Genomic DNA, 19655 nt, shown 5'->3' with positions numbered 1-19655 from the left:
CCCAGCCGCAGAACTTCCACTTTTGTGAACAATCATTCCGCAGGAGTTGTTCGTTGGTCGGGCATCCCTCTTCGCGAGTAATTCCTGCTCACAGCAGTGCAGGCCGAAAGACCCTGTAACAGGAACGGGGCGAGGCCGAATATATGTGGACAGCGATTCGCAATCGTGGAATTGGCATATGCTCTCACGGAGCGACACACCCCAGCGAGCGTCATCCGGGCAACACCGACAGGGCAAACCGAGCGAACAGAGGCAGGTGCGCGTGGTCAGCAAGACTTCCTCCCCCCGGGTCGAGCGCCGGTCGCGGCCGAAGGACCGTCGCGACCGGATTGCGACCGCTGCCGCGATCGCCTTCGCCGAGCGCGGCTACCACGGGGTGAGCGTCGAGGACATCGCCGCCGAAGTGGGAATCACCAAATCCGCTCTCTATCGCCACTTTCCGGGAAAGTACGCGCTCTTCCTCAACTCGGCCCTGATCCTCCTCGACGCACTCGAAGCCGCACTCGAGCAATCGTCGGATCCGCTCCCGGGCAGCGCCTACGATCAGCTCCGCGCACATCTGTCCGCGATCATCGGCACCACGATCACGCATCGCCGCACCGCGGGCATCTACCGGTGGAAACGCCGGTACCTGCAGAAGGAGGACCGGCTGCCCATCCGCACGCGATCGTGGGAGGTGAACCGCGTCATCCGCGAATGCGTCATGCGGATCCGGCCGGAGCTGTCCGACCGGGACGCCTTCGTCACCGTCGCCGCGATGCTCAGTGTGATCGGGAGCATCACTGCGCACAGCCTCGTGCTCTCCCCGCGACGCACCGAGCAACTCCTGCTCGGCGCATGCACCGCGATCGCCGAATGCGACGCCGGCTCGTCCGGCACGAGCGTGACCGTTCCCGCGGCCGTCCCCGAGCCGGCCGCGGTGAGCAACATACGTGAGGATCTGCTGCGGGCCTCGGTCCATCTCTTCCACGATCGGGGGTACGCCGAGATCGGGGTCGAGGAGATCGCCGCCGCGGTCGGCCTGCCGGCGTCCGGGGTCTACCGCTACTACCCGTCGAAGGCCGACATTCTCGCGGCCGCGTTCTACCGGGCCATCGACGGGCTCGAAGCGGCGGTCGCCGAGAAGCTTCGCACCGCCTCCGATCCGGTCGACGCGGTGCGGGCACTGACCGCGGTGTACGTGGAACTGTCGTTCTCGCAACGAGAGCTGATGTCCGTGTACTTTGCGGAGCTGGTCCACGTCGCACCCGGCCCCCGCGCGGACCTGCGGCTGCGGCAACGCTCGAACATCGAGCAGTGGGCGGCCCTCCTCCGCGAAGTCCGCCCGGGTCTGTCCGTCGTCGAATCACGGTTCCTGATGTACGGGGCGCTCAACCTGGTGTCCGATCTCGGCGTGTTCCTCGGGCCCGCCGCCGCACAGCAGGAAGCACCGCGCATCCACAATCTGATGATGATCACCCTGCTCGGTTCGAACGTCCCGGAGGAATAGGCATGGCACGCATCGCAATCGTCGGCGGACACGGGAAGGTGGCCCTGCACCTCGAACGGCTCCTGGCCGAGGCGGGGCACGAGACCACTGCTCTCATCCGCAATCCCGACCACGCCGACGATGTACGCGCAGCCGGCGGCAACCCGCTGGTCGCCGACGTGGAGCACCTCGACGTCACGGCGCTCGCCGATCTGCTGCGCGGTCACGATGCGGTGGTGTGGTCTGCGGGCGCGGGCGGCGGCAACCCGGCGCGCACCTACGCGGTGGACCGCGATGCCGCGATCGCCTCGATGACCGCGGCGCAGCAGGCGGGTGTGCGGCGCTACGTGATGGTGTCCTATTTCGGGGCCGGACCGGACCACGGCGTCGCCGAGGACAACAGCTTCTTCCCGTACGCGGAGGCGAAGGCGGCCGCCGACGCCCATCTGCGTGGCACCGACCTGGACTGGACCATCCTGGGTCCGGGGTCGCTGACGTCCGATCCGCCGACCGGGCTGATCGACACGGGTTCGGCCGCGGCCGGGGGCACGGTGAGCCGGGCCGACGTCGCAGCGGTCGCCGCCGCGGTGCTCGACCGTCCCGCGACGGTGCACCGCACCATCGAGTTCAACAACGGTCTGACACCGATCTCCGCGTTCCTCGACGCTCTCGGCACGAATTCGTGAACCCGCGATCGCGGTAGCGCCACCGGCGCTAGATTCCCCCGTAGTTCGCGACCGCACACACGGCGACGGGGGCACGGCCGATGGAGGCATCCGATGAGACCTGGGATTCGGGCATGGCCTGCATGCGGCTCGGGTCGGGTGCGCCGTTGGTGCTGTTACCGGGCCTGAGCTCTGATCATCGGGCGCCGGAGGGATTCGACCGCAAGGCGCAGCTCGGTGCGATGGCTCCGTACGCCGCACACCGGGAGGTGTGGTGGGTCAACCGGCCGACGGGCCTGGCCGCGGGCACCACGATCGCGGACCTGGCTCGTGCCTACGCCACCGCGCTACGTGCCAGGTTCGACGTGCCCGTCGACGTGATGGGCACCTCCACCGGTGGGAGCATCGCGCTCCAGCTCGCCGCGGACCACCCGGACGTGGTGCGCCGGCTCGTCCTGATCTCCTCGGCACATCGGCTCGGCCCCGGGCGTCGGGTCCAGCGGGATGCGGCCGCGGAGGTACGGGCGGGTCGTCCACGCCGCGCGATGGCCGGGCTCGCCGCCGCGACCGCCGCGCACGGCTGGTCGCGACGTCTGCTGTGGATCGCCGGCTGGCTGCTCGAACCCGCCATGCGCGGGCGCGGGCACGACGGACACAGTTACGACGACATGCTGATCGTCATCGATGCCGAGGACCGCTTCGACCTGTCGGACCGGCTCGCCGACATCCGGTGCCCGGTGCTGGTCGTCGGCGGCGACCGCGACGGCTTCTACAGCCCGGATCTCTTCGCGAAGACCGCGGACGGCGTCGCGAACGGACAGCTGGCGCTTTACCCCGGGGTCGGGCACGTGGGTGTCGTGCGCATCAGGCAGCTGCCCGGCGACGTGCTGGACTTTCTCGACCCCTGAGACGGTCCCGAAAGCACTGGAAATCCCTGGAAGCCGAATGCCGCACCGGCGCGGCCGGTGCGGCATTCGGGTGTGGTCGGTCAGGCCTGCGGGGTGAGCTCCGCGACCCGGACCGGGGAGGTGTCCGCCGCAGCAGCCACGGCCTCCTCGAACTCGCGGCGTCCGACCTGCGAACCGAGCACCAGGGCGAGCCGGGCGAGGAAGCCTTCGCGGTCGGACTCGTCGGCCTGGTCGATCGCGGCGGACAGGCCCAGCCACACGTTCTCGCGGCGCGCCTCGTCCTCGGTGACGGCCTCGGCGGGACGTGCCGGAACGGCCGGACCGTCGGGGGCGGTGCCGGAACGCAGGGCGGCGGCGACACCGGACAGCTCGGCCACCGGGACGCGGCAGAGCAGCAGTCCGTCGGGGCGGATCACGAACGCCTCACCGGCGGTCGCGCCGAGAGCCTCGATCAGATCCGGTGCGTCGAGCACCGTCGCCTCGGCCGGGGCGGTCTCGACCGCACCGCCGACGAGGACGGCCCGCACGCTCTCCGGGGACAGTGCCGCACCGAGCTCGGCCGCTGCGGCCACCAGGGCCGAGCTGCCGTCGGCGTCGAGGCCGACACCGAGCACCGCGAAACCGGTACCGCGAACCACGTTCAGCGACGAGTCCTCCGTGCCGGTCGCGGTGACGACGCGCACCTTCCGGTCGTCCACCGGGTCGCCCGGCAGCACACCGGTGACGCCCGCGGCGACGGGCCAGGTCAGCGGGGACAGCCGCGCGTGCGTCGCGCTGGACTGCCGCGGGTTGATGAGGTGCCCGAACTCGGGACGGTGCACCGCGAGGGCCAGCACGGCATCGCGGGTCGTGCGGTAGCCGTGACTGCCGGGCGACATGATGAGCGTGGACTTGCCGGCGTTCGCGACGTTCTGTTCCCAGGCGTGGTGCCGCTCGGCCGAGTACGCCCGGAGCAGTGCCGGCTCGGCGTTGCCGTGGATCACGGCGGCGAGCTGCCAGGCGAGGGTTTCGGCGTCCTCCATGCCGGAGTTGAGCCCGCGCACGCCGAAGATCGGCACGAGGTGCGCGGCGTCGCCGGCGAAGAGGATGCGGTCGTGGGTGAAGTCGCGCAGGGCCAGCGCACGGGCGTTGTAGAACCCGTGCCACTCGAGCGTCCACGGCAGGTCGTTCTGCAGCCAGTCCAGGTGCTTGGTGATCCGCGCCCGGATCGCGTCTTCCTGGGTCTCGATCTCGGCGTCCTCGGACGGGTCGAGCTGGTAGTCGATGCGCCAGATGTTCTTGGGCTGCTTGTGCATGATGATCGTCGAGCCGGGGTTGCTCGGCGGGTCGAACCAGACCATGCGCTCGGCGGGCAGCTCGGACTCCCAGTGGATGTCCGCGATGACGTAGCGGCCCTCGTAGTTGGTGCCCTCGAGACGCAACCCGGCGAGTTCACGCATGCGGCTGCGTCCACCGTCCGCGGCGACGACCCAGCGGGCGCGCAGGTGGCGCTTGCCGTCGGCGGTGTCGACCTCGAGGGTGACCTCGTCCTCGCCGCGCAGGATGCCGGCGATGCTCGCCGACCAGTACAGGGTGATCAGCGGGTTCTGCTCGATGGTGTCGACGACGATCTGCTCGTACTCCGACTGGGAGACGTTGATCATCGGCGGGCGCACGTCGAAATCGCGCAGCGGCATCTTGAACTGCAGGACCTGCTGGTCGCGGTAGAAGCTGCGGCCGCCGACCCACGGCAGCACGATCTTCTCGAGCTCCTCGCCGAAGCCGAGACGGGCCGCGGCCTCGAGGCTGTGGCGGGAGATGCAGATCGCGCGGCTGCCGAAGGAAACCTGATCGGCGGCCTCGATGACGGTGACCGGGATGCCGCGCTGGGCCAGGCCGAGTGCCGTGGCCATGCCGACGGGGCCGGCACCCACGACGACGACGGGCAGCGCGTCGTCGGTGGGTTCCATCGACGCGAACGAGGATGCGGGGTACTTGCGTGGCTGGTAGTAGGTCGACACGAGGTCAGATCCCTTCCTTCTCGAGACGGGCGGGACGTGCGGGCGTGGAGGGCACGCGGAGGACGAGAATGCTCACGAGGCTGATCAGCGCGATCAGCACGAAGTAGCCGGTGATCGACCACGAGGTGCCGGTCTTCGCGAACAGCGTGGTGGCGATCATCGGGGCCAGACCGCCGCCCAGGATCGCGCCGATCTGGTAGCCCAGGGACGCGCCGCTGTAGCGCACGGCCGGCGGGAACAGCTCGGAGAACAGCGCCGACTGGGGTCCGGCGCAGCAGCCGAGGGTGAAGCCGAGTCCGGCCATCGCCACGAACATGACCGGCAGGCTCGCGGTGTCCATGAGCGGGAAGAACAGGGCGGCGGCGATCACGAGTGCGGCGGAGCTGCGGATGTAGACGGTGCGGCGGCCGATGAGGTCGGAGCGCCAGGCGCTGAACGCCATGCCGGCCATCCAGACCGGGCACGAGGCGATGAGCAGGCTCAGCATCGTCGTCTGCGAGAAGCCGAGTTCCTTCTCGCCGTACTTGAGCACGTAGACCATGTAGGCGTAGGCGATGCCGTTGGTGGCGATGAACGTGCCGCCGGCCAGGAGCACGGTCTTCCAGTGCTTGGTGAGGACCTCGACGATCGGCAGTTTCGCGTGGGTCTCGACGGTCTCGTCCTTCGCCGTCTGGAACTCCGAACTCTCCTCGAGGCCGAGACGGATCCACATCGCGACACCGACCAGAACGGCCGAGAGCAGGAACGGAACACGCCAGCCCCACGAGTCGAACGTGGCGTCGTCCATGAACACCGACAGTGGCAGGAAGACCAGGTTGGCGAGCAGGACACCGGCGGGCACCCCGATCTGGGGTGCGGCGCCGTACAGGCCGCGCTTGCCCGCGGGGGCGTTCTCGGTGGCGACGAGCACCGCGCCACCCCACTCGCCACCGACGCCGAGTCCCTGGACGAAACGCAGGGCGACGAGCAGGATCGGGGCGGCGACACCGATGGCCGCGTAGTTCGGCAGCAGGCCGATCGCGACGGTCGCGCATCCCATCAGCAGCAGCGAGATCACCAGCATCGACTTGCGGCCGACCTTGTCGCCGAAGTGACCCATGACGACGCCGCCGATGGGGCGTGCGACGAATCCGACAGCAAGGGTCGCGAACGCCGCGAGCGTGCCGGCCAGGTCGGAGGACCCGGGGAAGAACTGGGGACCGAGGACGAGTGCCGCGGCGGTGCCGTAGATGAAGAAGTCGTACCACTCGATCGCGGTGCCGACGAAACTTCCGACAGCGGCCTTACGCGCGGTCGCGGCAGTGCCGGACGCGTCGCGCTTGTCGATAACCGTCATGGATGGGGACCTTTCGAGGAGGGCGGGAAACGTGACCGCCGACACCACGATGACGCCCCCACAACCCCGTGAAAAGCGCGAAATTTCCCGGTTATTCCACGACTCTCTCGAAGTAAGGCTGTTTCTGCACGTCGGACGGGACGATCGGCCCTGTGGCGAACGTGAGAAATTCCCGGGCCGCCCGGCTCAACAAGGCCCCGTCCTTCCAGGCCACCACCACGTCGACCGGCTCGGGGACGGGGTCGGTGACGTTGCGGACGGCGATCTCGAGGCCCTCGTAGGTGATGTCGCTGCGCGGCCGCGACAGCAGCAGCGTCCAGCCCAGCCCCCGCCCGACGAACGCCCGGGACGTCTCGAAGTTGCGGGTCCGGTACACGACGTTCGGGGTGAAACCGGCCGCACGGCACACCCCGAGCCCGTGGCTCGAACTCGGCGGTGAATCGAGCAACACCATGGGCGAGTCCCCGAGGTCCCGCAGCCGGATGGGCCCACCGTCCACCGCCAGGGGATGCGCCGCGGGCAGCAGCACCCGGGGGTTGCGGTGCCCGATCACGACCGTGCCCAGCCCGGGCTGCAGATCCAGGGCGTACATCACGGCGACGTCCACCTCCCCGGACTCGAGCTGGGCGGTGAGCTGGGTCTGGTCGTCCTCGTGGAAATCGAGCTGCACGCGCGGGTGGGTGCGGATGAACCCCTCGAGCAGCGGGGGCAGCACGGTCGGTCCCAGCGACGGATAGCACCCGACCTTGACGCGCCCGACGACCTCGCCCGCCTCGGCGCGCGCGTCGGCCTGCAACTCCCCCGCCTGATGCAGCAGGATCCGGGCCCGTTCGAGAACGCCTTCGCCGGTGGGGGTGAGCTGGACGCCGCGGGCACGCCGGCGGATGCACAGGCGGGCACCGAGGGAACGTTCGAGCTCGGTGATCGACGAGGACACCGCCGACTGCGACATGCTCAGCACGTCCGCGGCACCGGCGATCGACCCCCACTCGGCGACCGCGACGAACGCCGCGAGCTGACGGAGCGTGTAGTGGGGCACCGGATCGACTGGGCTCATGGTGTCACCGTAGGCGCACCGACGTCCCCGCACCGACGATGCGGTGCGGGGACCGGGCACGGGGCCGTCAGCAGGCGGTCAGGTCGACGTCCTTGCTCTCCCTGACGAAGACGGCGAGAATCACGGCGCTCATCGCGCACAACGCGACCAGGTAGGCGACGACCGAGGTGATCGTTCCCGAACTCGCGAAAAACGAGGCGACGATGACGGGGGTGAACCCGGCGCCGAGGAGACTGCCGATCTGGTAGCCGAGGGACGCCCCGGTGTATCGGGACCGGGTACCGAACTGCTCGGCCAGGAACGCCGGCATCGGGCCGAAGGTGAGCGACTGCAGCACCGAGCAGCTGATCACGAAGGCCAGCACGACCAGCAGGAAGTTGCCGGAGGACGCGAGCTGGAACAGCGGCCACGCCAGCACCACCATGCCGACGAACCCGCTCAGCATGACAGGCTTGCGCCCGTAGCGGTCCGACAGTCGCGCCGCGCCGAGGATGCCGAAGATCGCGAAGAACTGGCAGATCGCGAACGCATTCAGACCCTCCGACCGGGACACACCGTTCTCGGCCGCGTAACCGATGACGAATGTCGAGAACAACGCCTGGATCACGAACGGAGCGGTGCACACCAGCCCGGCGAGGACGAGGGTGCGCGGGGCACGCAGGATCGCCAGCAGAGGCATCGGCTCCGCCGCCCGGTCCTTCTTCTCGGCCGCCGCCTTCATTGCCTCTCGGAACAGCGGGCTCTCCGCGACCCGGGCGCGGACGAACAGACCGACGGCGAGCAGCACCGCCGAGAACAGGAACGGGATGCGCCAGCCCCATGACAGGAAGTCGTTCTCGGGAAGCGTCGCCGCCAGTGCGAGCGCAAGCGTGCCGAGCACCGCACCGGTCGGGCCTCCGGCATTGGTGAAGGCGGCAGCGAATCCGCGATTGCGGTCGCCGGCATGCTCGAGCGACATCAGCGCCGCCCCTCCCCACTCCCCACCGATCGCGACGCCCTGGACGGCGCGCAGCACGATCAGCATGACCGCGCCCCAGGTCGGGATCGCGGGCACCAGCCCGATGAGGAACGAGGCCGCGCCCATGATCGACATGGACAGCAGCAGCATCTTCTTGCGGCCGATCCGGTCACCGAAATGCCCGAATACGATGCCGCCGAGGGGGCGCGCGATGTAGCCGATCGCGAAGGTCGCGTAGGACGCGATCAACGCCGCTGCCGGACTCAGGTTCGAGAAGAACACCGGTCCGAAGACGAGTGACGAAGCGGTCGCGTAGAGGATGAAATCGTAGAACTCGATGGTGCTGCCGAGGTAGCTGGAGAACACCACACGACGAAGATCGCTTCGCCGTTTCATCGTATCGACGGGGGCGGACGACTCCGATTCTGCGAGCGTCATGGATGGTCCTTTGTCCGGAGGGGAACTGTCGGGCGGCCGGGCAGGCGCGCCGACCGGGGGAATTCGGTGCGGGATCTCAGAAGGGAGGTGCGGGATCTCAGAAGGGATAGGACGGGACCTCACGGACCGCGGTTATCCAGCGTGTCTCGGTGAAGGCCTCGAAGCTGTTCGCAGCGCCACCGAAGCGAGCCCCGTTGCCGGAAGCTCCGAAGCCGCCGAACGGGATGTTGGCCTCGTCCGCCACGGTCTGGTCGTTGATGTGGGCGATACCGGTAGGGATCCGATCCGCCAATTCGAGCCCCCTTCCGATGTCGCGGGTGAAGATGCCGAGGGACAGTCCGTACTCGGAGTCGTTGGCGAGCTCGACAGCCTCGTCCGGCGTGGTGAACTCCACGACCGACGCGACGGGGCCGAAGACCTCCTGCGCGTAGGCCGGCGCGTCCAGGGGCACGTCCGCGAGGACGGTGGGCCGATAGTACAGACCTTCGTAGGTGCCGCCGGCGGCGAGTCTGGCTCCGGCATCGACCGAGGCGGTGACCAGCGCATGGATCTTGTCGAGCTGCCCCCGGTCGATGATGGGGCCCAGAGCGACCTGCTCCGTCATCGGATCACCCACCGGAAGCGCGGCCGCCTTCTCGGCGAGCTTGGCGACGAACTCCTCGTACACGGACGTGTGAACGAGGTGACGGCCGGTGGCCATGCAGATCTGTCCCTGGTGGAGGAAGGAGCCGGCAGCGGCGGCGGAGACCGTCGCGTCGAGATCGGCGTCGTCGAGGACGATGATCGCCGAGTTGCCCCCGAGCTCCAGGTGCACCTTCTTGAGGTGGCGGGACGCGGCGGCTCCGACGTGGCGGCCCGCGGAGGTGGAGCCGGTGAAGGAGATGGCGCGGACCCGCGGATCCTCGACGAGAGCTGCTCCCACATCGGCGCCACCGGGAAGAACCTGCAGGACGCCGGCGGGGAGCCCCGCCTCCTCGAAGATCCGGGCCAGCACGACGCCGCCGGAGACGGCGGTGCGCGGGTCCGGCTTGAGGATGACCGCGTTGCCGGTCGCGAGTGCGGGGGCGACCGATCGGATCGACAGGATCAGCGGGAAGTTGAAGGGTGCGATGACGCCGACCACTCCGACCGGGACCCGCTTGGACGTGCTCAGCAGCCGCGGAGTGACGCTCGGCAGGATCTCGCCGTGCGGGTGGGACGGCAGTGCTGCACCCTCGAAGCACTCCTGGGCGGCGACGTCGGTCTCGAGCGCGGCCTTGGGCCGCAGCGAGCCGGACTCACGCATGATCCAACGCTGGATCTCGTCCGCGTGGGTCTGCCACAACTCGCCGGCACGACGCATCACCGCGGCCCGCTCCGGGTGGGGAAGGGACGCCCACTCTCGTTGTGCGGCAACGGCTCGCGCGGCGGCTGCGTCGAGATCATCGGTGTTCGCGAGCCCGACGGTTCCGAGAGTCGTACCCGTCGCGGGTTCGACGACCTTGATCTCCCCCGCGCCGCCGGCCGTCCAACTCCCGGTGAAGATCCGGCCCTGCCATGCGGATTCGTCCAGAAATGCCATCAGGAACTCCTTGATTTGCGGGTGCCGGACCTGCCGGCGGAACAGAGAACGGCGACGAGCAGAACGCCGGCGTCCGGGGCACTCGAAGGTGCCGCACCAGTATGGGTCACATCACATGATGTGAATAGCAGAATCAACTAGGGATATTGCACAGGAAAACTCAAGAAGGCCTTCACGAAAACGTCCAGCGCGGCCGGACCGGCCGCGCTGGACGGTGAGAGTTCGCCCGGGTCAGCGACCCGGCAACGACATCGCTGCCCAGGCGCTCAGTATCTGTGCCGGATCATCTTCGGGCGCAACGGGAGGCGCGGCGGGAAACCCCGAAGGCGTCCGCGAGAATCGCGGTGCCGGTGCAGGTTCCGGGCACCCTTCACGTTCCAGGAAGGTTCCGCGAGCGACGAGGTGCTTGTTCGCGGGGGCCTCGCTCATGGAGAGGACCGGTGCGACGCACGCGTCGGAACCGGCGAACACCGCCGACCATTCGTCTCTGGTCCGGGTCGCGAATGCCGCGGCGAATCGATCGCGAAGTTCGGGCCAGCGGCGCCGATCCCACTGCCCGGGCAGCGTTTCGTCCCCGTCGAGATGGAGACCGGCAAGCAGCTGGGCGTAGAACGGCGGCTCGAGGGCCGCGACGGCCACATACCGGCCGTCGGAGGTGCGGTACACGTCGACGAACGGCGCTCCCGAGTCGATGAGGTTCGTGCCCCGTTCGTCGTTCCAGGCACCACCGGCGAGCATCGAGAACGGGTTCGCCATCAGATGAGCCACACCGTCGACGATCGCGGCATCGACGACCTGGCCCTCCCCGGACCGCTCACGCTCCCACAACGCGGCCAGGATTCCGGACACCAGATACATTGCCCCGCCGCCGAAGTCACCGACCAGGCTCAGTGGAAGCTGCGGCGGACCCCCGGCGCGGCCGATCGCGTGCAGCGACCCGACCAGCGCCTGATAGGTCGGGTCGTGCCCGGCACGTTGCGCGAGCGGACCGTTTTGCCCCCATCCCGTCATCCGACCGTAGACGAGCCGGGGATTGCGAGCGAGGCAGGCGTCGGGCCCGAGTCCGAGACGTTCGGTGACGCCGGGCCGGTATCCCTCGATGAGAACGTCGGCGTGTTCGACGAGTTCGAGCGCGGCGGCGAGGCCGTCGGCACTCTTCAGATCGAGGGACAGCATCCGCTTCCCACGCTGGAGGGTGTCGAAGCGCGGGTCGATGGGCATGGCGAATCCCGCACCCGCCCGTTCGACACGGACGACATCGGCGCCCTGGTCGGCGAGGAACATCGCCGCGAACGGGGCAGGCCCGAGTCCCGCGAGTTCGACGACCTTGAGGCCGGCCAGCGGGCCCGCTCGGTGCTCTGTCATGGACTTGCTCTCCTCGAGTTGGGTACGCCGGCGGCGGGATGCCCCGACCGCCGGCGCCGATACCGATGGGTGTCAGGCGCTGACGAGCTGCCCGACGGTGACGATCTCCATTCCCGGGGTGATGTGGTCCGCGATGAACCGCTCGTTGAGCTCGATTCCGTAACCCGGGCCCTCGTTCGGGAAGAGCTTGCCGTCCTTGAAGATCGGCACGTTCGCGGCGATGTCGTTCTCGATGACCTGCTTCTCGTTCTCCCACTGGTTGTTGATGATCAGCGGACCGAGATTTTCGTGGGTGAACTGCGAAGCCCAGTTGTTCGCGATCATCAGATGGGCGGACGGGCTGGCCTCGAGACCCGATCCGATCATGCAGCCGCTGTAGACCGCCATGTCGGCGAGGCGCGCCATCGTGAGCCAGCGCTGCGCCTTGACGAGACCGCCTGCCTTCTGCATCTTGATGAACAGTCCGTCCGCCGCGCGGCGCTCGATGATCTCGCGGATGTTGTACAGCTCCTGAGCGGATTCATCGGCGAACACCGGTGTCTCGATCCGGCCGCGCAGCCGGGCCATACCTTCGATGTCCCAGTGCGGAACAGGCTGCTCGATGCACTCCATCCGGAACTCGTCGAGACGGCGCATCGTCTTGAGTGCTTGATCGTAGTTCCAGAAACCGTTGGCATCGACGACGATACGTGCACCGGGACCGAGTGCGGCGCGTACTTCGCGGACATTGTCGACATCGTGGTCGGAGTTGCCGTCGGACTTGAGCTTAATCAGCGAGTAACCCTGCTCGTGAGCCGCAACCGCCTCGGCCACGATCTGGTCCGTCGGCCCCGCGGACGCCACCCAGCCCTGCACCGATGCCTCGATGTTCTTGCCGCCCAGCAACTGGTAGACCGGAACGCCGAACGCCTTGCCCTTGAGATCGTGCAACGCGAAATCGACGAGCGCCTTGGCCTGGTTGTTGTCGCGGACGAAGGTGTCCATCTGCCCGACGATCTTCTCGATGTTGAGCGGGTCCTGGCCGATGAGGAACTGCGGCGCGATGTGCTTGGCGATCATCGCGATCATCGAATCCTGTGTCTCACCGCGGTACCACGTCGAGGTGTCCCCGGAATCGCCGTAGCCGACGATGCCCTCGTCGGTGTACACCTTGAGCACCACCGAATGAATGTGTGTGATCCGGGTTCCCGGCATGATGAACGGCTTGACCAGCGGGGTGGAGACCGGGGTCAGTTCGACCTTGGTGATGATCATGAGGTCTGCTCCTGCAGTGTGGGAAGGACGGTGGCGCCGGCAGCGGCCAGTGCACCGAGATCGTTGCTGTCGAGACCGAGTTCTCTCAGAACCTCGGTGGTGTGTTCACCGGTCAGCGGGGCCGGACGTGTGATCGCCCCGGGGGTGCGGGACAACTTGGCGGGGATCCCCGGCACCGTGACTTCCCGGCCGCTGACCGGGTGCTCCACGGTCGGGAGCATGTCGCGGGCCGCGAAGTGCGGGTCGGCGAAGATGTCCTCGGCGTCGAAGATCGGACCCAGCGGCACCTTGCCGCCCAGCAGGTCGATCAGTTCCGCAACCGTGTGCCGGCGGGTCCAGTCGTTGACCACCTCGTACACGGCGTCGCGGTTCTCCCAGCGAGCGTGATCGGTAGCGAATCGCGGATCGTCCACGAGCTCCGGCCGGCCCATGATCGCGACGAGTTTCGCCCACTGCGGGTTGTGCGGGGCACCGAGTGCGACGACACCGTCCGACGCCTCCACCGTGTCGAAGGGGGCGAAACCCTGCAGCTGGTTGCCGATCGGTGTGGGCACCTGCCCGGTGTGCCCGTACGTGTTGACGACGACCTCCGAGATCGCAAGCACGCTGTCGGCCATCGCGACGTCGACGTACTGGCCACGACCACTGCGTTCCGCCTCACGCAGGGCGGCAAGGATGCCGAATGCCGCGAACAGCCCGGGAACGGTGTCACCGACACCGGAACCCACACGGACGGGGTGCTCGGCATCGCGACCGGTGATGGACATCAGCCCACCCATGGCCTGTGCGACGATGTCGAATGCGGGCCAGTGCGCGTACGGGCTTTCGCCGCCGGGCTTGTCCCCGAAACCGCGGATGGAGGCGTAGACCAGTCTCGGATTCCGCGCCGCGAGGGTCTCGTAGCCGAGTCCGAGGCGTTCCATGACGCCCGCACTGAAGTTCTCGACGAGCACGTCGGCATCGTTCACCAGGCGCAGCAGAACGTTGCGGGCCTCGGGCTTCTTGAGGTCGAGCACGACGCTGCGCTTGTTGCGATTGGCGGACTGGAACACCCCGCCGTAGTCGCGAGGCTCGTCGTCGGAGCCGAACGGCCCGGTGTACCGGAGGAAATCGCCACGCGGAGGCTCGATCTTGATGACATCGGCGCCCTGATCGGCAAGAAGCGAAGTACAGAACGGTCCGGCGAGCGCTTGGGTCAGGTCGATCACCCGCACCCCGTCGAGAGCACGCCGTCCGGCGGCCCGGCGGCTCACAGCGTGGCCTCACGTCCGAGCAGGGCACGTCCGATGACGACCTTCTGGATCTGCGGAGTACCCTCGCCGATCTCGAGGCCGGACACGTCGCGCAACATGGCCTGCAGCGGAAGCTCCTCCGCGAACCCGGAGTGCCCGTGGGCGACGACGCAATCGCGGATGGTCTGCAGCGACACGTCGGTGGCATAGAGCTTGGTCATCGCGGCCTCCTTCGTGAAGGGCCTGCCGGCGTCGGCGAGCGACAGGGCACGATAGGTCAGCCACCGCGCGGCCTCGAGCTTGGTCGCGTTCTCGGCAATGGGGAAGGAGACCCCCTGGAACGACGAGACGGGCTTCCCGAACGCCTTGCGGCTCTTGACATATTCGATCGTGATGTCGAGCGCCTTGCGCGCGACGCCGGTGGACATGAGACCGATGACCGAGCGCGTGTAGTCGAATTCGCTCATCACGAGCCGGAATCCGTTCCCGACACCGCCGATCACGTACTCGTCGGGAACGAACACGTCGTCGAGGAACACCCCGGCGCGGCCGAGCGGCTTCCATCCGGCGTCGGGGAACTTCTGCATGCTCACGCCCTTTGCGTCGAGCGGCACGAGGAATGCGGTGACGCCGGAGTCCTCCGGCCCCTCGCCCCGCGCCTTGACGAACGTGATCATCGCCTTGGCGTGCGGCGCGAACGTGATGGAGGTCTTCTCACCGTTGAGCTTCCAGCCGCCCTCCACGCGTTCGGCCTTGGCGCGCATGGCCATCGCGTCGGAGCCCGATCCCGGTTCCGTCAACCCGAGTGCGACGACGTGGCGGCCCTCGACGATGCCGCGCACCCAGTCGCGCGCCACGCCGGGCGCGAGGAAGCGCTCGAGCAGTGGTCCGGTGAGGTTGTTGGTGTAGGCGAGCTGCGAGGCGTAGAAGTTCGCGTACGCGAGTTCCTCGTGCGCGATTCCGAGGTGTGTCTTGGTCATGCTCTCGCCGATCCTCCCCACCCCGCCGTTCTCCTCGGACACCCCGAGTCCCAGAAGGCCCTGGGCCGCCATCTTCTCGGCCAGATCCCACGGGAATTCCTCGCTGTGAGCCCGCTCGAGGTAGCTGTCCGCATGCGGCGCAGCGAATTCCCGTACCCATTGGGCGAATTCGTCGTACTCGGGAGCGAAGAGGACCGGGGGGTGCAGAGCGGACGTGTCTGACGACATGGAAATCTCCTCGAATCTTGCTGGATGGCAACGGACGGTCGGATCCGCTGCGACTGCGCGTGCGTCCCATCCGCGGTGCGGTGCGATGGACCCAGTATGTCCGCCGTCACTAACACTGAAAAGAACAAGAACCGAGTGATATTTATGAGTAAAACTGTGTATTGCGTCAGAGTGTGGCCGCGCGCTCGGTCGCGAACGCGAGGAATGCACGCGCGACCCTGCTCAGCAGGACATCGGGCCGCCACGCGATCACGAGGCGGACCGGTTCCAGTGCCGGCCGCTCGATGGGACGCAGAACGATCTGCATGCCCCCGTACGTGCGATCCAGCTTCGGCCGACTCAGCATCACGGTCCAACCCAAGCCGCGGCCGACGAACGCGCGCACCGTCTCGTAGTTCGCCGAGCGATAGCCGATCCGGGGAGTGAAACCCGCCAGGGCGCACACCTGCAGCGCGTGGTTCGAACTCGGCGCGGCGTCGAGCAACACCATCGGCTCGTCGGCCACGGATACGAGATCGACCGGCCCGGGATCGTCCGCGAGACGGTGTTCCGCCGACACCACCAGCGCAGGATTGCGCGTCCACAGGGTCGCCGTTCGCCACTGGCGGGGAATATCGAGGTCGTACACGATGACCGCATCGAGTTCTCCGCGCTCCAGCGCAGCTTCGAGTTCATCGGCCATCGCTTCCCGGAACTGCAGGGTGACGCCCGGATGGCTACGCCGGAACTCGTACAGCAGAGGCGGCAGAATCGTAGGCGCCACGGTGGCGTAGCACCCGATGACCAGCCGGCCCTTCAGTTCACCACCGGCGCCCGCGGTCTCGGCCTCGATATCGGCAGCCTGCTGCAGCAGTGCCCGCGCCCGAACCAGGACCGATTCGCCGGTCGGAGTGAGCTGCACGCCGTGGGCGCGCCGCCGCACACAGAGCTGGGCGGACATCGCCTTCTCCAGCTCCGTGACGGCCAGCGACACAGCCGACTGGGACACCAGCAGGCGGTCCGCGGCGGCGCTGATCGTGCCGGTTTCCGCGACCGCGACGAAAGCGACCAGCTGTCGCATGGTGAACGCCGGGGCACGGTCGAGACTCATGCCCCGATGATAGGAGCCTGCCCATGCCCCCTCGGCGCCCGCGACAGATGCCGCTCGAGGATCGGGCCGATCACCGCGAGACCCGCAGGACCGGTGAGTTGCTCGTGGGACAGCGGCACCGGGCACTCGACCACACCTTGCGTCACGTGTTCCTTCCAGGCGGAGGCGCCGGTGTCCCGATCGAGATCCCGGCCGCTGTCCGCGGCGGCGCTGAAGTACAGGAGGTCGACGCCGTCGAGCACCCCGGGGTGGTGTGCGAGCGCGAGGTCGACGAGTTCCCCGTACACGCGGTAGAGGGTTTCGAGGTCGGCCGCGGTCAGGGCAGCGAAGATGCCGCCCTTCGCGTGCAGCAGTTCCGCGACGGTCTCGAAGGTCGGCTCGGCACCGGTGACCGGGAGGTCGTCGACGTCGCCGAACTCTTCGAGCAACCGGCCGATCGTGGGCCGCTCGGCGATCGTCCCGGTCAGCACGCGGGTGTCCAGCATGGCGAGGGTCGCCACGTCGTCGCCGGTGCTGCGCAGGCGCATCGCGATCTCGTGTGCGATCTGCCCGCCGACCGAGTAACCGACCAGGTGGTACGGGCCCGTCGACTGCACGGACCGAATCTCCCGGACGTAGCGGTCGGCGAGGTCTTCGAGGGACGCGAACCTGGTGTCGGGTTCGGTGAGCGCCGGCGCCTGCAGCCCGTAGACAGGGCGGTCGTCGCCGAGGTACTGGGCAAGGCCGGCGAAGCACCAGGCCAATCCGATCGCCGGGTGGATGCAGAACAGGGGTTCCGCGGTACCGGGGCGCAGCGGCAACAGGACCGAGACCGCCGCTCGTGCCGCGTCCGGGTCGGTCGATGCGCCGCCGCTGTCGATTCGGCGGGCGAGGGTAGCGGGGGTCGAATGCGTGAAGATCCACTGCACCGGAATCTCCGCTCCCGTCGATTCCCGCAGGCGGGCAACGACACCGGTGGCGGTCAACGAGTTCCCGCCGAGGGAGAAGAAGTTGTCGTCCGCGCCGACGCGAGTCACCGCGAGTTCGGCCGAGAACGCTTCGGCCACCGCAGTTTCCGTTCCTTCGCGCGGTACCCGGAATTCGGTTGCACCGCAACGGAAGTCCGGCTCCGGCAACGCCGCCCGATCCACCTTCCCGTTCGCCGTCACCGGCACCGCGTCGATCACCGACACGACGGACGGCACCATGTGCGGCGCCAACCGCGTCCCCACCTGCGCCAGCACCGCCACCGGATCCAGCTCCGCGGCTGGTTCCGGCACCACGTATCCGACGAGCCGATCGCCGGCACCCCGGTGCACCGTCGCCACGGCTTCTCGGACACCGTCGCACGCCCGCAGCGCGGATTCGATCTCGCCGAGTTCGATGCGGAACCCGCGGACCTTCACCTGCTGATCGGAACGGCCCACGTAGTCGAGTTCGAGCGTCCCGTCGTCGCGGCGGCGCCACCGCACCAGATCCCCGGTGCGGTACATGCGCTGCCCCTTCGGTCCCGCGACGAAACGCGAAGCGGTCAGTCCGGCGCGATTGCGGTAGCCGCGGGCCAAGCCGGGACCGGACAGGTACAGCTCCCCCACCACCCCGACGGGGACCGGCCGCAGCCGGTTGTCGAGCACGAGTTCGGCGAATCCGCGGATGGGGCGGCCGATCGTGACGGGTTCCCCGCTCTGCAGTGCGTGCCCCGCGTTCGACTGGATCGTCGTTTCCGCCGGGCCGTAGGTGTTGACCATGGTCCGGCCCGGCGCCCACCGGGCGACGAGTTCCGGCGGGCAGGTCTCGCCACCGACGATCACCGTGTCGAGCCGGTCGAGTCCGGCCGGATCCACCGTGCCCAGCGCCGCGGGGGTCAAGGCCGCGTGCGTGACCTGTTCCCGGGCGAGCAGGTCGGCCAGTTCCCGACCACCGAATACCCCGGGCGGGGAGATCACCGAACATCCACCGGATCCGAAGGCCCACAGCATCTCCAGCACCGCCGCGTCGAAACTCGGCGACGCCGCGTGCAGCACACGTGCGTGCGGACCGAGCCCGAACCGAGCGCACTGTTCTGCCACCAGGTTCGCGAGTCCCGCATGGGTGACCGTCACGCCCTTGGGGATCCCGGTCGACCCGGACGTGTAGATCACGTACGCGGGATGGTCCGCCCGCAGCGGATGGATCCGCTCAGCGTCGACGATCGGGTTTTCCCGCATTCCAGTATTTTCCGACGTTTCCGCGAGCAGCAGCCAGGGCACCGCATCGGGGAGGCGATCGACCGCGTCGGGTGTGGTGAGGCCGAGCGAGGCGCCGGAGTCGGTGAGCATGTGCTCGATCCGCCCGGCCGGGTATCCGGGGTCGACGGGGACGAACGCGGCTCCGGTCTTCGCGACCGCCCACACCGCCAGCACCGACTCCACCGACCGTGCCATGCCGATGGCAACGCAGGTCTCGGGTCCGGCTCCCAGTGCAATCAGATTGCGCGCGAGACGGTTCGACCGGTCGTCGAGCTCATCGTAGGTCACGCGACGATCTCCGCACACGATCGCGGTCGCCGAGCGATCACCTGTTCCCGCGGAAAGAAGGTCGGGCAGCGTCGCCGGCGAGACGCCGGGTTCGCCGAGCACCGGGACGAGCTGAGCATGCTCGACGGGGCCGAGCAGGTGCAGCCGGTCCAGGCACACGTCCGGTTCGGTCGCGACGGTGTGGACGATGCGCAGCACGCGGTCGAGGATTTCCTCCATCTGCCGGTGATCGAACAACTCGGGCAGGTACTTGATCGACAGGTGCAGCCGATCGTCCACGTGCGCAACCAAACCCATCGGATAGTGCGCCGCGTCCGCACCCGAGACATCCACCACCCGCATCCCCGCGATGTCCGTCTCCGCCGTCAACCCCCCACGATCGACCGGATACGACTCGAACACCGTCATCGTGTCGAACACCGCACCCGGCCCCGCCACCCGCTGCACATCCGACAACCCGACATAGTGATGATCGAGCAACCCCGCCTGCTCGGCCTGCACGCGATCGACCAACTCCCCCAACGACACCCCGGCGCCCCACCGCACCCGCACCGGCACCGTGTTCACGAACAACCCCACCATCGACTCCACCCCGTCGATCTGCGGCGGCCGCCCCGACA

General features: G+C 68.3%; 14 protein-coding genes. 3 read left to right on the top strand and 11 right to left on the bottom strand.

The annotated features are described in order from the left end of the window. Window positions 1-262 precede the first annotated feature (262 nt). The 3 genes from ACWDUD_RS08740 to ACWDUD_RS08730 all read left to right on the top strand — a co-directional run bounded on the left by ACWDUD_RS08740 (window position 263) and on the right by ACWDUD_RS08730 (window position 3041). A complete protein-coding gene (locus ACWDUD_RS08740) occupies window positions 263-1489 on the top strand; it encodes a TetR/AcrR family transcriptional regulator (protein WP_450109080.1) in 1227 nt (408 codons plus the stop codon). A 2-nt stretch (window positions 1490-1491) separates the two neighbouring features. Continuing rightward, complete coding sequence (locus ACWDUD_RS08735; RefSeq protein ID WP_197253099.1) at window positions 1492-2154, top strand: SDR family oxidoreductase; 663 nt, start codon at window positions 1492-1494, stop codon at window positions 2152-2154. 80 nt (window positions 2155-2234) lie between these two features. After that, complete coding sequence (locus ACWDUD_RS08730) at window positions 2235-3041, top strand: alpha/beta fold hydrolase (RefSeq protein ID WP_231610899.1); 807 nt, start codon at window positions 2235-2237, stop codon at window positions 3039-3041. Between the two features lie 80 nt (window positions 3042-3121). On the opposite strand, the gene ACWDUD_RS08725 is transcribed toward ACWDUD_RS08730, so the two are convergent. The 11 genes from ACWDUD_RS08725 to ACWDUD_RS08675 form a co-directional block, all read right to left on the bottom strand. Beyond that, complete coding sequence (locus ACWDUD_RS08725) at window positions 3122-5041, bottom strand: FAD-dependent oxidoreductase (RefSeq protein WP_197253100.1); 1920 nt, start codon at window positions 5039-5041, stop codon at window positions 3122-3124. Window positions 5042-5045: 4 nt separating this feature from the next. Beyond that, window positions 5046-6377, bottom strand: a complete 1332-nt coding sequence (locus tag ACWDUD_RS08720) for an MFS transporter (protein WP_450109079.1) — start codon at window positions 6375-6377, stop codon at window positions 5046-5048. A gap of 91 nt (window positions 6378-6468) precedes the next feature. After that, on the bottom strand, window positions 6469-7434 hold the full coding sequence (locus ACWDUD_RS08715) for a LysR family transcriptional regulator (RefSeq protein ID WP_450109078.1): 966 nt from the start codon (window positions 7432-7434) through the stop codon (window positions 6469-6471). A 67-nt stretch (window positions 7435-7501) separates the two neighbouring features. After that, window positions 7502-8830 carry an MFS transporter gene (locus ACWDUD_RS08710; protein ID WP_450109077.1) on the bottom strand — a complete coding sequence of 443 codons (1329 nt, stop codon included), beginning with the start codon at window positions 8828-8830 and terminating at the stop codon, window positions 7502-7504. A gap of 97 nt (window positions 8831-8927) precedes the next feature. Further along, entirely contained in the window at window positions 8928-10391 is a 1464-nt protein-coding gene (locus ACWDUD_RS08705) for a benzaldehyde dehydrogenase (RefSeq protein WP_197253103.1), read from the bottom strand. Window positions 10392-10622: 231 nt separating this feature from the next. Next, window positions 10623-11756: a CaiB/BaiF CoA transferase family protein gene (locus ACWDUD_RS08700; protein ID WP_450109076.1), complete on the bottom strand. Its 1134-nt coding sequence runs from the start codon at window positions 11754-11756 to the stop codon at window positions 10623-10625. A gap of 72 nt (window positions 11757-11828) precedes the next feature. Then, complete coding sequence (locus ACWDUD_RS08695; RefSeq protein WP_420750764.1) at window positions 11829-13010, bottom strand: mandelate racemase/muconate lactonizing enzyme family protein; 1182 nt, start codon at window positions 13008-13010, stop codon at window positions 11829-11831. Further along, window positions 13007-14263: a CaiB/BaiF CoA transferase family protein gene (locus ACWDUD_RS08690; protein WP_420750763.1), complete on the bottom strand. Its 1257-nt coding sequence runs from the start codon at window positions 14261-14263 to the stop codon at window positions 13007-13009. Before ACWDUD_RS08690 ends, ACWDUD_RS08695 begins: the two co-directional genes overlap by 4 nt. Then, window positions 14260-15450: an acyl-CoA dehydrogenase family protein gene (locus ACWDUD_RS08685; protein ID WP_450109075.1), complete on the bottom strand. Its 1191-nt coding sequence runs from the start codon at window positions 15448-15450 to the stop codon at window positions 14260-14262. The genes ACWDUD_RS08690 and ACWDUD_RS08685 overlap by 4 nt, the downstream gene beginning before the upstream one ends. A 166-nt stretch (window positions 15451-15616) precedes the next feature. Then, on the bottom strand, window positions 15617-16540 hold the full coding sequence (locus tag ACWDUD_RS08680) for a LysR substrate-binding domain-containing protein (protein WP_197253108.1): 924 nt from the start codon (window positions 16538-16540) through the stop codon (window positions 15617-15619). After that, a partial coding sequence (locus tag ACWDUD_RS08675; RefSeq protein ID WP_450109074.1) for a non-ribosomal peptide synthetase occupies window positions 16537-19655 on the bottom strand: 3119 nt, incomplete at its 5' end. The genes ACWDUD_RS08675 and ACWDUD_RS08680, both read right to left, overlap by 4 nt.

The sequence above is a fragment of the Rhodococcus sp. NPDC003382 genome (assembly GCF_053589135.1).
Note: the sequence above shows the minus strand (reverse complement) of the source record. Positions and strands in the feature narration are given on the sequence as shown.